At 71.4% G+C, this 14,761-nt stretch carries 9 protein-coding genes and 1 tRNA gene; 5 read left to right on the forward strand and 5 right to left on the reverse strand.

Annotated elements, in window-relative coordinates:
- Window positions 1–354 precede the first annotated feature (354 nt).
- The 3 genes from JQN83_RS20955 to JQN83_RS20965 all read left to right on the forward strand — a co-directional run bounded on the left by JQN83_RS20955 (window position 355) and on the right by JQN83_RS20965 (window position 3,944).
- Window positions 355–2,481 (forward strand): MMPL family transporter, encoded by a 2,127-nt coding sequence (locus JQN83_RS20955; protein WP_208568842.1) that lies wholly within the window; start codon window positions 355–357, stop codon window positions 2,479–2,481.
- Window positions 2,471–3,712 (forward strand): NAD(P)/FAD-dependent oxidoreductase, encoded by a 1,242-nt coding sequence (locus tag JQN83_RS20960; RefSeq protein ID WP_208568843.1) that lies wholly within the window; start codon window positions 2,471–2,473, stop codon window positions 3,710–3,712. Before JQN83_RS20955 ends, JQN83_RS20960 begins: the two co-directional genes overlap by 11 nt.
- Window positions 3,713–3,867: 155 nt before the next feature.
- Window positions 3,868–3,944: transfer RNA gene (locus JQN83_RS20965), tRNA-Ile, on the forward strand.
- Window positions 3,945–4,002: 58 nt separating this feature from the next.
- On the opposite strand, the gene JQN83_RS20970 is transcribed toward JQN83_RS20965, so the two are convergent.
- Complete coding sequence (locus JQN83_RS20970; protein ID WP_244252907.1) at window positions 4,003–4,872, reverse strand: ArsR/SmtB family transcription factor; 870 nt, start codon at window positions 4,870–4,872, stop codon at window positions 4,003–4,005.
- Between the two features lie 448 nt (window positions 4,873–5,320).
- Here JQN83_RS20970 and rox point away from each other — a divergent pair, with 448 nt between their 5' ends.
- Window positions 5,321–6,763: a rifampin monooxygenase gene (gene rox / locus JQN83_RS20975; RefSeq protein WP_208568844.1), complete on the forward strand. Its 1,443-nt coding sequence runs from the start codon at window positions 5,321–5,323 to the stop codon at window positions 6,761–6,763.
- On the opposite strand, the gene JQN83_RS20980 is transcribed toward rox, so the two are convergent.
- The 4 genes from JQN83_RS20980 to JQN83_RS20995 form a co-directional block, all read right to left on the reverse strand.
- Window positions 6,751–8,361, reverse strand: coding sequence for a DHA2 family efflux MFS transporter permease subunit (locus tag JQN83_RS20980; RefSeq protein ID WP_208568845.1), 1,611 nt, complete (start codon window positions 8,359–8,361; stop codon window positions 6,751–6,753). The genes rox and JQN83_RS20980 overlap by 13 nt on opposite strands.
- Window positions 8,362–8,631: 270 nt before the next feature.
- Window positions 8,632–9,645: a N5-glutamine methyltransferase family protein gene (locus JQN83_RS20985; RefSeq protein ID WP_208568846.1), complete on the reverse strand. Its 1,014-nt coding sequence runs from the start codon at window positions 9,643–9,645 to the stop codon at window positions 8,632–8,634.
- A 508-nt stretch (window positions 9,646–10,153) separates the two neighbouring features.
- Entirely contained in the window at window positions 10,154–11,206 is a 1,053-nt protein-coding gene (locus tag JQN83_RS20990; RefSeq protein WP_208568847.1) for an SDR family oxidoreductase, read from the reverse strand.
- Between the two features lies 1 nt (window position 11,207).
- Window positions 11,208–12,539, reverse strand: coding sequence for a phenylacetate--CoA ligase family protein (locus JQN83_RS20995; RefSeq protein WP_208568848.1), 1,332 nt, complete (start codon window positions 12,537–12,539; stop codon window positions 11,208–11,210).
- A 431-nt stretch (window positions 12,540–12,970) separates the two neighbouring features.
- On the opposite strand from JQN83_RS20995, the gene JQN83_RS21000 reads away from it, so the two are divergent.
- Entirely contained in the window at window positions 12,971–14,755 is a 1,785-nt protein-coding gene (locus JQN83_RS21000) for an AMP-binding protein (RefSeq protein ID WP_208568849.1), read from the forward strand.
- Window positions 14,756–14,761 lie beyond the last annotated feature (6 nt).

Here is a 14,761-nt window from a genome sequence, read left to right on the forward strand (position 1 = left end):
GAGACTTGTTGTCGCTGGGGCGACAAGGAGTCTCCACAATCCTCAGGTTCGGATCGTGGATACGCGGGTCGGGGTGGTCAGAGGTCCGGGGTGGCGCAGCTCGGTGCGGGTCCCGCCGACCGCGAAAGCCCGGCGCTGCGGCGCAGTCGGGCGACGGGGTAGTGCGTCGCGCTGCGGCGTCGGCGGCTCCCGGTCGATCCAGCCGATCGTGCACGGCTGAGCCGATCGTGCACGGCTGAGTGGTGCGGATGGGCGGTTTCGGCCCCGGACGGCGTATTCGGACGGCAGGATGACAACTGTCGACCTAGACTCCCGTTGCGTCGATTGCTGCGTCGATTGAGGGGTGGACCGGGAATGGCCGGTGGGCGGAGCCGGGGCGCGGCCACGCTGATCGCCGTGGCGGTCGTGCTGGCGTGGCTGGTCGTCGGTGGGATCGCCGGGCCGTACGCGGGAAAGTTGGGCGACGTCGCGACCAACGACAACGCCTCCTTCCTGCCTGCCGACGCCGAGGCGACCCGGGCGCAGGACCTGGCCGCCGGCTTCGTCGCGGAGCCGACCACCCCCGCCCTGGTGGTCTATGCCCGCAGCACCGGCATCACCCCCGCCGACACCCGGCGGGCGGTCGCCGACAGCGCCCGGTTCGCCCAGGTCGACGGGGTCGTCGGGCCGCTGCCCCCACCGATCGCCAGCCAGGACGGGCAGGCCCTGCAGGTGGTGGTGCCGATCGACGACTCCGAGGGGGAGCGGATCGGCCAGGTGGTCGACGAACTGCGGAGCATCGCGGGGGGCGACCGCGACGGGCTCACCGTGGACGTCGCCGGCCCGGCCGGTCTGCTCGCCGACCTGATCGAGGTCTTCTCCGCCATCGACGGGCCACTGCTGCTGGTCACCCTGGTGGTGGTGCTGATCATCCTGCTGATCGTCTACCGCAGCCCGGTGCTCTGGGTCTTTCCGCTGCTGGCGGCGGGGATGTCGTACGCGTTGGCGTCGGTCTTCGTCTACTCCCTGGCCAAGAACGACGTGATCAAGCTGAACGGGCAGGCCCAGGGCATCCTCACCGTGCTCGTCTTCGGCGCCGGCACCGACTACGCATTGCTGCTGATCGCCCGTTACCGGGAGGAGCTGCACCGGCACGAGCGCCCCTGGGACGCCATGCGCGCCGCCTGGCGGGGTGCCGCCCCGGCCATCGCCGCCTCCGGCGCGACCGTCATCGTCAGCCTGCTCTGCCTGCTGTTGTCCAGCCTGAACTCCAACCGGGCGCTCGGCCCGGTCGCCGCCATCGGTATCGCCGCCACCCTGCTGGTGATGCTGACGTTCCTGCCCGCCCTGCTGGTGCTCGGCGGCCGGCGGGCGTTCTGGCCGCGTACCCCCAGGGTGGACCGGGCGGACCCACAGACCGAACACGGGCTGTGGGCCCGGATCGCCGGCTTCGTCGCCCGGCGGGCCCGGGTGGTCTGGCTGACCACCGCCGTGGTGCTGGCCCTGCTCACCCTCGGCCTCACCCAGCTCGGTGCGACCACCCTCGGCCAGTCGGAGCTGTTCACCGACCGCACCGACTCGGTCGCCGGGCAGGAGGTGATCGCCCGGCACTACCCGGCCGGCACCGGCAGCCCGGCGACCGTCTTCACCCGCCAGCAGAGCGCCGGGCAGGTCGCCCAGGTCGCGCAGGGCGTGCCCGGGGTGGCCGCCGTCCGCCCGGTGACCCGGCGTGACCAGACCGGCCCGCCGGACCCGAACGCCCCGCCCCTGGTGGTCGACGGGCGGGTGCAGCTGGAGGCGACCCTCACCGACCCGCCGGACAGCGACGCGGCCGAGCGGACCATCCGTGACCTGCGTGAGGCGGTGCACCGGGTGCCGGCCGCCGACGCCGTCGTCGGCGGGTTCACCGCGATCGACGTGGACACCTCCGACGCGTCCACCCGGGACCGCAACGTCATCATCCCGGTCGTCCTGGCGGTGATCGCGGTCATCCTGGCGCTGCTGCTGCGGGCCCTGGTCGCGCCGGTGCTGCTGATCGCGACGGTGGTGCTGTCGTTCCTGGCCACCCTCGGCCTCTGCGCGGTGATCTTCCGCTACCTGCTGGACTTTCCCGGCGTCGACGCGTCGTTCCCGCTGTTCGCCTTCGTCTTCCTGGTCGCCCTGGGCATCGACTACAACATCTTCCTGATGAGTCGGGTCCGCGAGGAGTCGGTCCGCCGGGGCACCCGGGCGGGGGTGCTGGCCGGGCTGACCGTCACCGGCGGGGTGATCACCTCCGCCGGCATCGTGCTCGCCGCCACCTTCTCCGCGCTGGCCGTACTCCCGTTGGTGGTACTGGTCGAATTGGGTGTGGCGGTGGCCGTCGGGGTACTGCTGGACACCATCGTGGTCCGCTCGCTGCTGGTGCCCGCACTGTCGTACGACATCGGGCCGAAGGTGTGGTGGCCGAGCCGGCTGTCCCGGTCGGCGCGCAACGACACGGAGGTGCAACGTGCCCGCTGAGACGGACGTGGTGATCGTCGGCGGTGGACTCGCCGGGCTGGCGGTCGCCCGCCGGCTGCACCGGGCCGGGGTGCCCTGGCGGCTGCTGGAGGCCGGCGACCGGATCGGCGGCCGGGTCGCCACCGACACCGTCGACGGCTACCTGCTCGACCGGGGCTTCCAGGTGCTCAACACCGCGTACCCGAGGCTCGGCACCCTGCTCGACCTGGGCACCCTCGACCTCGGGTGGTTCACCTCCGGGGTGCTGGTCCGCCGCGGCGACCGGCTCGACCGGCTGGTCCACCCGCTGCGCGAACCCGGCGGCGCACCCGCCACCGCGCTCGCCGGCATCGGTTCGCTGGCCGACCGGCTGCGCTTCGCCGCCCTCGCGACCGGTTGCGCCACCCTGCCGGCGCACCGGCTGCTGACCGCGCCGGAGACCACCAGCGAGGCGGCGCTGCGCCGGGCCGGCCTGTCCGACACCATCATCGAGGAGCTGATCCGGCCGTTCCTGTCCGGCGTCCTCATCGACCGGGAACTGGAAACCTCCAGCCGCGTGCTGGCGATGATCCTGCGGTCCTTCGTCCGGGGCCGCATCGGCCTCCCCGCCCGGGGGATGGCCGCGCTGCCACAGGCCGTCGCCGCCCCGCTGCCCGCCGACCTGATCACCTGCGACACCCCGGTCACCTCGGTCGCCCCCGGCCGGGTCCGCACCCCGGACGGTGAGATCGCCTGCCGCGCCGTCGTGGTCGCCGCCGACCCGACGGCCGCGACCACGCTGCTACCCACCCTGCCCCGGGTACGCACCCACAGCTACACCACCTACTACCACAGCGCCCCCGAGGCGCCGCTCGACGAACCGATCCTGCTCGTCGACGGCGACCGGCGGGAACTCGTCGCCAACACGGTGGTGGTCAGCCGGGCCGTCCCGTCGTACGCCCCGGCCGGGCGGCACCTGGTGGCGACCTCCGTGGTCGGCCCCGACGCCCCGCCCGAGCCGACGGTCCGGGCCGAACTGGACCGGCTCTACGGATGCTCCACAGCGGACTGGGACCACCTGACCACCGTGTCGGTGCCGCACGCCCTGCCCGCCGCACCACCGCCGCAGGGACGGCTGCGTAAGCCGGTGGCGCTCGGCGGGGGGATCTTCGTGGCCGGTGACCACCGGGACAGTCCGTCCATCCAGGGTGCCCTGGCCAGCGGCTGGCGTACGGCCGGGGCGGTGCTCACGGAACTGCGCGCGGCGGGCTGATCCGCAGGCTCGCGCAACACCGGTTCGGGTGCGTCCGGATCGACTGCTGACTGTTATTCTCGCGTTGCCCATCGTGCCGGGCGGTGACTTCTCGTCCTACCGGTTCGGGTGCTGGCAGGTGGTCTGGCGGGCAGGTTATGATCCGGCGCGGTATCGGGGCGGTAGCTCAGCGGGTTAGAGCAGGGGACTCATAATCCCTCGGTCGCGGGTTCGAGCCCCGCCCGCCCCACCAGCGCAGACATGGTCAGTCGGTGCTCTGCCGGTGCCCGCGTACCCGGGGTTGTCCAGGTTCATCCGTTACGGGCGGCAGGGCCGGCGTCGGGGCGCGTCGGGTCGGTCCGTTCTGTGCCGTCGTGGCCGTTCTGCTGGGCGGCACGCTGTGCGGCGTGCATCTCCCAGGGCGCCTGGGGCAGCACGCGGCCGGTTTCGAGCAGTGACTTCAGGTTGGCCATGACCGCGGGCCAGCCGGCGGAGACGGCCTCGAAGTCGTCGTCGGACGGCAGGTTCACGTGCGTGACGGTCAGCCGGACGATGTCCCGGTGCGGTTCGATGAGGAAGGTGACCGTGGAGGCGTCCGGCCCGGCTTCGGCGTCGACGTCGCCGAAGGTCATCACCAGCCGGGTCGGCGGGGTCGCTTCGAGGATCGTGCCGCCGCCGTCGGCGATGCCCGAGCCGTCGGTGCGTTGGTGTTCCCACCGGGAGCCGGGCCGCCAGTCGGAGACGTTGCGGTGGCCCCAGTAGGTGCCGGTCAGGTCGGCATCGGTCAACGCCTCCCAGACCCGTTCCGGGGTGGCGTGGATGTAGGTCACGTAAACGAACGTGGGTCTGGTGACGTTCATCTGCGGCTCCTCTGCCTGTCGGCGGATCCCGTCGAGCACCCGCAGTCGAGGTTCCTCGAAGGCGGCGATCCAGCGTTGCGGCAATTCGTGGATGGGGACGGGGTTGAGATAGTGCCACTTCTCCCGGCCTCGCCGGACGGCGTTGACCAGGTTGGCCTCCTGCAACACGCCGAGGTGCTGCGTCACCGACTGCCGGGTCATGGCCAGCTGGGCACAGAGTTGGCCCAGGGTCTGACCGTCTTCCCGGCGAAGGCTGTCGAGCAGGCGGCGGCGGGTCGGGTCGGCGAGCGCCTTGAACACCTTGTCCATGTCACCGGCCATGACCAGGATTATGCAGGCATCTGCCTGCCTAATGTCAAGCGCTCTGCCCGGGGGTGTACTGGCGGATGATCGTGATCGTTCGGCTGCGATTTCGCACCCTGCCCGACCGGGCCTTGCCCAGCAGCCACAACGGCCCTCCGAAATGGCTTCCGGAGGGCCGCCGCGCGCGCTGTGGAGGCACTGAGGCCGGCAGAGGCGGGGGACCGACGAAGGCAGGGGGTCGGCGAAGGCGGGGGGTCGGCGAAGGCCGGGAGCGGGCAAAAGCAAAGGCAGGGAGTACACGCCTCCCTGCCACTTCTAACGTATATCGCACCCCGGGGCTTGTGGCAAGACCCCGGTGCTGGTGCAGAATCTCCACTCGACGCCAGAACCTGGCGAAATCTGTGATTCGCGAAGCATGTGTTGGTATCGACGCAGCGGGCGGCGCGAACAACCGAACGGGGATTCCATGATCGACGTCATCGTCGTGGGCGGCGGACCGACCGGCCTGATGCTGGCCACGGAGCTGCGGCTGCACGACGTACGGGTGGTGGTGCTGGAGCGCGACGCCGAACCGACAAGCGTGGTGCGCTCGCTCGGCATGCACGTACGCAGCATCGAGGTCCTCGACCAGCGGGGCCTGCTGGAGCGGTTCCTCGCCCACGGCAAACAGTTCCAGTTCGGCGGCTACTTCGCCGGTATCGCCAAGGAGTGGCCGTCGCGGATGGACACCGCGCACGGCTACATCCTCGGCATCCCGCAGCCGGTCACCGAGCGGCTGCTGACCGAGCACGCCACCGGGGTCGGCGTCGAGATCCGGCGGGGCACCGAACTGGTCGGGCTGAGCCAGGACGCCGACGCGGTGACCGCCGAGCTGGCCGACGGCACCCGCCTGCGTACCCGCTATCTCGTCGGCTGCGACGGCGGTCGCAGCACCGTTCGCAAGCTGCTGGGTGTCGGCTTTCCCGGTGAGCCCACCCGGAACGAGACGCTGCTGGGCGTGATGGAGCTGACCGCGCCGCACGACGAGGTCGTCGCGGTGATGACCCGGGTACGCAGGACGCAGCTGCGGTTCGGGGTCGGCCCGGTCGGGGACGGCGAGGGGCTGTACCGCGTCGTCGTACCCGCCGCGGGGGTGAGCGAGGACCGGGCGGTCCCCCCGACCATCGAGGACTTCCGGCAGCAGTTGCAGGCGACCGCCGGCACCGACTTCGGGGTGCACTCGCCCCGCTGGCTGTCCCGCTTCGGCGACGCCACCCGGCTGGCCGACCGGTACCGGGTCGACCGGGTGCTGCTGGCCGGCGACGCGGCGCACGTGCACCCGCCGCTGGGCGGACAGGGGCTCAACCTCGGTATCCAGGACGCGTTCAACCTGGGCTGGAAGCTGGCCGCACAGGTCGCCGGCTGGGCACCGGACGCGCTGCTGGACACGTACCAGGCCGAGCGCCGGCCGGTGGCGGCGGACGTGCTGGACAACACCCGCGCGCAGACCGAGCTGATGGCGCTGGAGGCGGGCCCGCAGGCGGTGCGGAAGCTGGTGGCGGAGCTGATGGACTTCGAGGAGGTCAACCGGTACCTGATCGAGAAGATCACCGCGATCTCGGTCCGGTACGACCTCGGTGCGGGCCACGACCTGCTCGGCCGGCGGCTGCGCGACGTGGGCCTGAAGCGGGGACGCCTCTACGGGCTGATGCACCAGGGGCGGGGGCTGCTGCTGGATCAGACCGGCGGGCTCTCGGTGGCGGGCTGGGCGGACCGGGTCGACCGGGTCGTCGACGTCAGCGAGGAACTGGATGTGCCCGCGCTGCTGCTGCGCCCGGACGGACACGTGGCGTGGGTCGGCGACGACCAGCAGGAACTGCGTGCCGAACTGGCCCGGTGGTTCGGGTCCGCCACCGCTCACGCATCGTGAGTCGGCTCGGTGTGGGTGAAGAACTGCACCACCACGAAGCCGAGCACCAACGCGGCGGCCGGCAGGAAGATGCTCGTGCCCATCGCCTCGGCGAATGATCCGCGCAGCACCTCGGGCAGCGGCCCGGTGGACTGGGCGGCGGCCCCCGCCGACACCGTGCCGCCGGACTGCCCGAACCTGCTCTCGACCTGGTGCTGCATGAGTACGCCGACGGCGGCGCTGCCCAACACGGCACCGACCTGACGGGTGGTGTTGTAGACACCGGAACCGGCGCCGGCCAGCCGCAGCGGAATGTTGCGGTTGGCCGTCGCCGTCAACGGCCCCCAGATGAACGCGTTGCCGACACCGACCAGGGCGAGCGGTGCCAGGACGGTGCCCACCCGGGTGTCGTCCCCGGTCACCAGACCCAGCCAGAAGAGGGCGCCGGCGTTGGTGGCGAAACCGAACCCGGTCAGGTAGCGGGGGTGTACCCGGTCGGCCAGCTTGCCCGCCGGCAGCGCCAGCGCCCCGGCGAGGACGGCCAGGGGGATCAGGAGCGCCGCCGACCCGGTGGGGCTCAGGCCCATCGATTTCTGCGCGAACAGCATCAGCGGGACGGCCATGCCGGTGATCGAGAAACCCATGCAGGCGACGGCCACGTTGGACAGGGCGAAGTTGCGGTCCCGGAACAGCGCCAGCGTCATCAGCGGGTGGGCCGCCCGGGTCTGCCACCACACGAACAGCAGCAGGGTGGCGACGCCGGTGCCGATCAGGCTCCACACCGTGATCGGCACCGGACCCACCTCACGCACGAGCCCCCAGTCGTACCGTTGCCCCTGCTGGAGCCCGAACGCCACCAGGAACAGCCCGACCCCGCTCAGCGCGATGCCCGGGTAGTCGACCCGCTGCCGGTGGGTCGGCAGCGTCGGCACCAGCACCGTCGCGGCGACGAAGGCGGCCACGCCCAGCGGAAGGTTGATGAAGAACACCCACTGCCAGCCGAGCCCGTCGACGAGGAGGCCACCCGCCAACGGCCCGACCAGGATCGCCACCCCCGCCACCGAACCCCACACCGCCATGGCGGTGCCGCGCTGCTGCCGGGGGAAGGTGCGGGTGATCACGGCCATCGTCTGCGGCGCCATCAGCGCCGCGCCGAGGCCCTGGACCACCCGCGCGGCGATCAGCACCTCCGCGGTGGGTGACAGCCCGCACCACACCGAGGCGGCGGTGAACAGCAGCAGACCGAGCAGGTACGGGCGCTTGGGGCCGAACATGTCACCGAGTTGGCCGGCCAGCAGCAGCGGCACCACGTAGGCCAGCAGGTAGCCGCTGGTGACCCAGACGACCGCGTTGAGGTCGGTCTCGAGGTCCACCCAGATGGCGTCGGCGGCCACCGAGACGATGGTGGAGTCCAGCAGGATCATGAAGATGCCCGCCAGCATCGCCCACAGCGCCGGCCAGGGGCGGTAGCCGGGGGGCAGCCCCGACGTGTCGTCCGGCGTGGGCGTCGGCCCGGTGGTCGGCCCGGGGTCGGCTGCCCGGTCGGGTTGCCGGCCGACCGGTGCCCCGCCGGCGACGTCCGGCCGCGCCTGCCGTCCGGCTACCTGATCGTGGTCCATATGGGCCTCCAGTGGTGACTGTCATCGCTGCCGGGAGGTCGGCTGCCGCGGCCGGGCCCGATGACGGCAACCGGCGGGCCGCCGGGTGCCACCGACCGACGGTCGGCCGGAGCCGCCCGGGCCGGCCGTTTCCGCAGCACGTTGGGGGCCGGCCCGGCCGGTCGCCCCCGCCGCACGGCACGTCCGCCACCGCAGGCTCCCACAGCCGGTGGCCCCGCGACCACGACCACGACGCCGTGTGTCGGTGCGGGCCGGTGCGGTCGGTCATGGCTAGCTGACCAGTGGCTCGGGCTCACCCGAGTGCCGCGCGACCGGGGCCAACTGCGCCGGACCACCCGCGTACGGGAGCAGGCACGCGTTGCCACCGGGCAGGTCGCGGACTGCCCGGCCGGCGGGCTGCCGGGTGTTCTCCCGCCCCGGCAGGACCGGGGCTGTCGGCTGCCCCTGCACGGTGACCTCGGTGATCTCGTAGAACCAGTGGATGGTGTCGCCCTTCGTCACGTAGCTGGCGGCGTACTCCTGCCGCCCTTTCTCGAACTGGGCCAGCAGCGAGTTCTTCACCTGCAACCACTCGTCGGTGTAGAACAGCAGCGGGATCTCGATGCGTTCGAGCAGCCGGGACCGGATGACGCTGCCGTCCTGGGGCGGATGCGTCGACCGGGAACGGGTGAAGATGTCGGCGATGCCGATCAGCGAGTTCAGCCCGATGATGGCGCGTCCGTTCGCGGTCAGGTGGTTCGGCAGTTGTTGCAGAAAGCGCAGCAGGACGCTGTCGCCGTAGAACATCGCCTCCAGGCCGAGCGAATGGTGCTTCTCGTCGAGTTCCGCGATGAGATTGTCCGACGGGGTACGCCAGCCGGGCGGGTTGAACACGATGAGGTCGAACAGGGCCGGCTCCCCGTCCACGGCGGGCGGAAAGAGGTCGCTGTGCCAGAAGTCGATGGTCGGGACACCGAAATTGGCGAGTTCGTTCTGTCGGGCGGTGGCGACGGCCGAGGCGGAGATGTCGGTGGCGGTTACCGAGGTGGCGCCCAGGTGGCGCAGCAGCAGCGCGATCGCGCCACTTCCGGTGCCGATCTCCAGGATGCGGCCGGTGATGTCCCGTCCGCGCAGGCTGCGGACCAGGTAGTCGCCGAGGGCGATACCGGCGCGGCTGACGTGGAAGGTCCCCGGCCGGTCGAACAGGCGGAAGTGGTGCCCGCACCCGAACTCGGCCTCGTAGGTGTCACCGTCGGTGCCGCCCACCGGGGGGACGTCGGTGCCGGTGGGCGGTGCCTCAGCCATCGGACCCACCGGGGCGTGCGCCGCCCTGCGGGACTCCGTCGGTGGACGCGGTCACGCCGAGGGATCCTCGGACGGTCATCCGTCCCGTGGGGCCAGCACTGACGATGAACAGACACCCGGCATTGGTCATGGCCATTTCCCCGATGTGTGTGGCGATCCTGGTGCGACTGCCGGGCCGAGGTGCGCGGTCTGTGGTTCAGCGGATCGCGCCCGTGGACCGATGGTGACTCGACCGGTGGGCAATGGGATTTGCGACGAGCCGTACCCCCCGGTCACGGCAACGAACGGTGTCACATAGACATTCATGATCACAAGCAGATGAATGTCTGCAATTATTGCCCCCAATGACGTGATGTCGGGCGGGCAGGTGTGGGGTCGCCGTCCGTACGGACGGCGACCGACGGATTTCCCGACCGGGTCCACCGTGGCCGGGGAACCGGCACCCGCCCCCCGGGGCGACGGCACACCGTCCGGACCGGGCCCGCCGCGAGTGGCGGTACCCGTTCGGTCAGAGCGCATTCTCGGCATCGATGAACCTCACGAGTTCCGCGAGCGGAACGGCGCGCTCCGGCGCGGCGGTACGGACGAACCGCTTTTCCCTGCGCAGGTACTCGGAGAAGAAGTCGATCCGCTTGGCGAAGAAGCGCTCCAGGGTGGAGGGGTCGTCGAAGCTCTCGTTGATGACGAACAGGCGGTCCTCCAGCCCGAGCAGTTTCAGCATGTAGTCGAGGATGTCGCCGGTCGCGGCCTCGGAACGCCCGCTGACGTGGTAGATGTCCTGCCGCGGCGACGCCATCTCGGCCGCCACGATCGCCCGCAGGTCCGCCACGACGTGATCCACCGGAATGAAGGACAGCCGGGTGCTGCGGTCGGCGGTGAAGCGGACCGACTCGTCGGAGTCGCCGAGCATCTCCCGGAACTTGCGCAGTTCACTGAGGAAGCCGTAGAGGCCCGTGTAGCTGCCGCTGGGCCGGTAGTCGTGCGAGGTGCCGGTGATGATCGAGGGACGCAGGATCAGCCGCCGTGGCCCGTCGAAGCCGGCCACCAGGTGCTCGGCCGCGCACTTGCTCTCCTCGTAGACGTTGCTGAACCGGGGCGGCCGGTGCAGCGCCTCGGGCACCTCGCCGTGCAGCGTGCCGCAGGTGAACGCCGTCGACACGTAGACGAACAGGTCGGCACCGAGCTCCGTCGCCAGCTCCAACGCGTGCCGGGTGCCCTCGACGTTGGTGCGGAACACCTGTTCGCGCTGTCCCCGCCGCCACTGCAACGACGCCGCGAGGTGCCAGAAGACCAGCGGCCCGGCACCGCGCCGGACGGCGTCGGGGGCGACCCCGCAGCGCGGTTCGGTCAGTTCCGACTCCACCACGGTCATCCGGCGGCGGGCCGGTGGCAGGTCACCCCCCGCCTCGTCCAACGCCGCGTGGACCCGGTCGCTCGCCGGTTGCCGCGAGTTCCCCCGGGCCAGCGCGGACACGTTAAGGGCGGTGTCGTCCAGGAGAAGGTCGGTCAGCAGGTGGCTGCCGACGAACCCGGTCGCACCGGTCAGCACATGGTCGGTCATCTCAGATCGCCCGCTCGACGGCCCGCGCCAGATCGGCTGCGGAGCGGGACTCGATGTCGTCGGACTGCGGCACCCGACGGTCCTTGATCCGGGCGGTCTTCCAGCTCACCCAGCCACCGGTGGCGCTCTTCAGATCCAGCAACGGATGGATGGTGACCTCGGTGGGGACGCCGAACGCGGCGGTGACCCGGTCCGCGACGAGCGTCTTGAGGTGGTCGTGGTCGGCGCCCTCCTTGGCCTTGATCCGGACCTGCACCCGGTCCTGGCCGTCGACCGAGTCGACCTCCAGCTCGTACCCGTACTTGAGCTCCGGATCGGCCAGGATGGTGTCGTCGATCTCGGCGGCGCTACGCCTGCGGCCACCGAGTTCGGTCATGTCCTTGACCCGGCCGAGCACCTTGACGATCCGCCGGCCGGAGTCGTCCGGCACGATCGAGACCAGGTCGCCGGTCCGGTAGCGGATGAGGGGCTTGAGGCCGGGCACCAGGGTGGTGAGGCAGAGTTCGCCGTAGCCCTCCAGCCCCAGCGTCTGCTCGGTCTCCAGGTCCAGCACCTCCAGCAGGTAGGTGGGCTCGATCGCCACCACCGTGCCGTCCGGGCGGGTCACCGCCGGACACCCCGCCTCCTGGGAGCCGTACATGAAGTTGTAGGTCTCGGCGTTCCACGTCTGGGCGAGCAACCGGCCCATGCCGTCCGAGCACATCTCGCCGGTGGTGAGCAGCACCTTGACCGCCAGGTCGTCCGGCACCTCCACACCGTAGGAGGAACTCATCTCGGCCAGCGCCATCAGCAGCCCCGGCGAGCAGAGGATCATGTTGACCCGCAGCTCGACGAGCACCTCGAAGAACCGGGGGAACCCGAGGGTCGGGGTGATCGGAAACAGGTCCAGCTTGGCGATGCCGATCTGCTTCGCGGCGAAGGACAGGCTCAGGCAGGCCGCGTGGACGTCGTTGGGGGCCACCACGGCCAGGATGGGGCGCTCGCCGCCGTCCGGGAAGTGCTTGCGCACGATGCGGTCGAGCGCGTGCGCCAGCGGCAGCACGTTGAGGTCGAAGTCGATCGCCGCCCGGGGGCACGGGGTGGGTCGGCCGGTCGTCCCCGTGGTCTCGAAGTAGAACTGCGCGTCGCCGACCGGCCCGCTGAGCATGTCGTGCATGGCTTCGCGCAGGTCGTCCTTGGTCGTGTAGGGCAGGTGCGCCAGGTCCGCGAGCTCCTCGATGTCGAGGTTCGCGCCCGCCAGGTGCCGTCGGTAGAAGGGCGATCTGTCGTGAACGTGGCCGAGCACCGTCCGCAGCGCCGTCGTCTGCCAGTCGGTGAGCTCCGCCGCGCTCACGCGTCCCTCGTTCCATCGTTCCATGAAGTCAACCCACGGGGCGGTATCCACGTGTCGGGACTCTCTCTGTGAAGGGTTTCGGATGGGGACGGGCGGTACGGAGCTGGCTGCACCCGGGTTCGGCTGGTCGCCCGCCGGGTCCGGCGTCCCGTCGGTGTCGAGGCGTCGCAGGAGCCTGGTCGTTTCCACAATTCGGTGCTGCGTCGCGCCTCGGCACGGCCGGGTCGATCCGCCCGGGACGGACCGGCTGCGACAGGTCGCGTCCCAGGTAATGGCACAGAAGGTTTCACGCTCCATCCAAGATCACAAGTATCTGGAATCCGACATGGACGGTGCTGGGGCGCCCGCCGCGCCGGGTGGCCGGCCCACCGCCGCCGAATGGTCGTGTAACTTTCTGTCCGAACATTGACGTCCATGGTTGTGGAGGTCCGATGCAGACAAACGGGGCACTGCTGTTTCGTGAGCACGTGGTGGCGACTCCGGATCGGATCGCCTTCATCGCCGAGTCCGACGGCACCGAGACCCGGGTGACCTACGCCGAGTTCGACGAGGCCGTGCACCGGGTCGCGGCCGGGCTGTCCGCGCTCGGACTCGCCCCGGCCGACCGGGTGCTGATCTCGACCCGGCCGGGACCGGGGCTGCTCCAGGCGGTCTACGGCACCATCCGGGCCGGCCTGACCGCCGTGTTGTGCGACCCGGCGCTGCCGAGGCCGACGGCTGAGGCGTACCTCGCGGACGTGGGGTGCGTGGCGGCGATCGTCGAGGGCGTCGGATCGGGGGTGGACGACGCGGTCGCCGACTCCGCCGTGCCGCACCGGTTCACGGTCAGCGGGCGTTGGGGGCGACCGTTCGCGGAACTCCTGCGTGCCGAACCGGTGGCGCTGCCGGAGCAGGTGCCGCCCCGGCATCCGGCGGTCGCCTTCTCGACGTCGGGCAGCACCGGACGACCAAAGATGATCATCAAGACCCACGAGCACTTCCACCTGCTGTCCCGCTACCGCAGCGGCGCCTACACCGCCTCGTCGCCGGGGGAGCCCGGCACGCCGACGCGCTACCTGGTGGCCACGTCGCTCTACCACACGGGAGGCATGAACGCGGGCGTCATGCTCGGTCTGCTGCGGGGCTGGACGGGGGTGCTCGCCGGTGCCTTCCACCCGGCGCACGTGCTGCGTCAGCTGGCCCGCCACCGCTGCTCGACCGTGTTGTTCACCCCCTCGCAGGCGGCCGTGCTGCTGCGGGAGGTGGCCCTGCTACGCGACCTCGACCTGCGCCACCTGCGCTCGGTCCGGGTGGCCAGCGGCCCGTCCACCCCCGAGCTGCTCCAGCGCCTGCGGTCGGCCTTCGGCGGCACCGAGATCCTCAACGTCTACGCGCTCACCGAGTGCGCGCCGTGCCTCGGGCAACCGCCGGGGGAGCAGCAGCCGTTGGAGAGCTGCGGGCGGCCCTGGGTCGGGGTCACCGCCCGGGTCCTGGACGACGCCGGCCGCGACAGCGCCGAGGGGGAGCTGTGGCTGCGCAGCGACCTCATCTCCGAGGGCACCATCCTCGACCCGGTGACGACGCGCGAGCGTTACCTCGACGGCTGGCTGCGGACCAAGGACATCTTCCGGGTGGTCGACGGCTGGTACTTCTTCGTCGGCCGCATCGACGACATGTTCGTCTGCGGCGGCGAGAACGTCTTCCCGTTGCAGGTCGAGCAGATCCTCGTCGCCCATCCGGACGTCCTCGACGCGTGCGTCGTCGGCCTGCCCGACCCGGCCCTGGGCGCGGTCGCCGGCGCGCACGTCGTCCTGCGGCCGGGGGCGACGGCGAGCGCGGTCGACCTCGTGGACCACGTGCGCCGGCACGCCCCGGTGCACTGCGTGCCGCACCGGATCGAGCTCGTGCCCGCGATCGCGACGCTCGGGCCGGGCAAGGCCGACCGGCGTACCGTCCGGTCCGCGCTGGAGGGCGGCGGCACGGTCACCCGCCAACGGGCGGACGGCGACGACGTCCGCGCCCGGATCGTCGAGACCTGGAAGTCGGTCCTGGACCTCGACACCGTCGACCCCGACGTGCCGTTCCTGGAGTCGGGCGGCACCTCCCAGCTGGCGGTGGAGATCGTGACCCGGATGAACGCCCTCGGTGTCCCGGTCGACCTGGGGGAGTTCTTCGTCGACGGCAGCCTGCGGCAGCTGCTCGACAGCGCGGACGCCGATCCGGTGCCGGGCGGGTGACCGCGC

Source organism: Micromonospora antibiotica, assembly GCF_017599305.1.
Lineage (GTDB): Bacteria > Actinomycetota > Actinomycetes > Mycobacteriales > Micromonosporaceae > Micromonospora > Micromonospora antibiotica.

What these genes read in the sequence shown, in the direction of transcription:
- JQN83_RS20955 (WP_208568842.1), top strand. Translation starts at nt 355, where the DNA reads ATGGCCGGTGGGCGGAGCCGGGGCGCGGCCACGCTGATCGCCGTGGCG.
- JQN83_RS20970 (WP_244252907.1), bottom strand. Translation starts at nt 4,872, where the DNA reads ATGGCCGGTGACATGGACAAGGTGTTCAAGGCGCTCGCCGACCCGACC.
- rox (WP_208568844.1), top strand. Translation starts at nt 5,321, where the DNA reads ATGATCGACGTCATCGTCGTGGGCGGCGGACCGACCGGCCTGATGCTG.
- JQN83_RS20980 (WP_208568845.1), bottom strand. Translation starts at nt 8,361, where the DNA reads ATGGACCACGATCAGGTAGCCGGACGGCAGGCGCGGCCGGACGTCGCC.
- JQN83_RS20985 (WP_208568846.1), bottom strand. Translation starts at nt 9,645, where the DNA reads ATGGCTGAGGCACCGCCCACCGGCACCGACGTCCCCCCGGTGGGCGGC.
- JQN83_RS20990 (WP_208568847.1), bottom strand. Translation starts at nt 11,206, where the DNA reads ATGACCGACCATGTGCTGACCGGTGCGACCGGGTTCGTCGGCAGCCAC.
- JQN83_RS21000 (WP_208568849.1), top strand. Translation starts at nt 12,971, where the DNA reads ATGCAGACAAACGGGGCACTGCTGTTTCGTGAGCACGTGGTGGCGACT.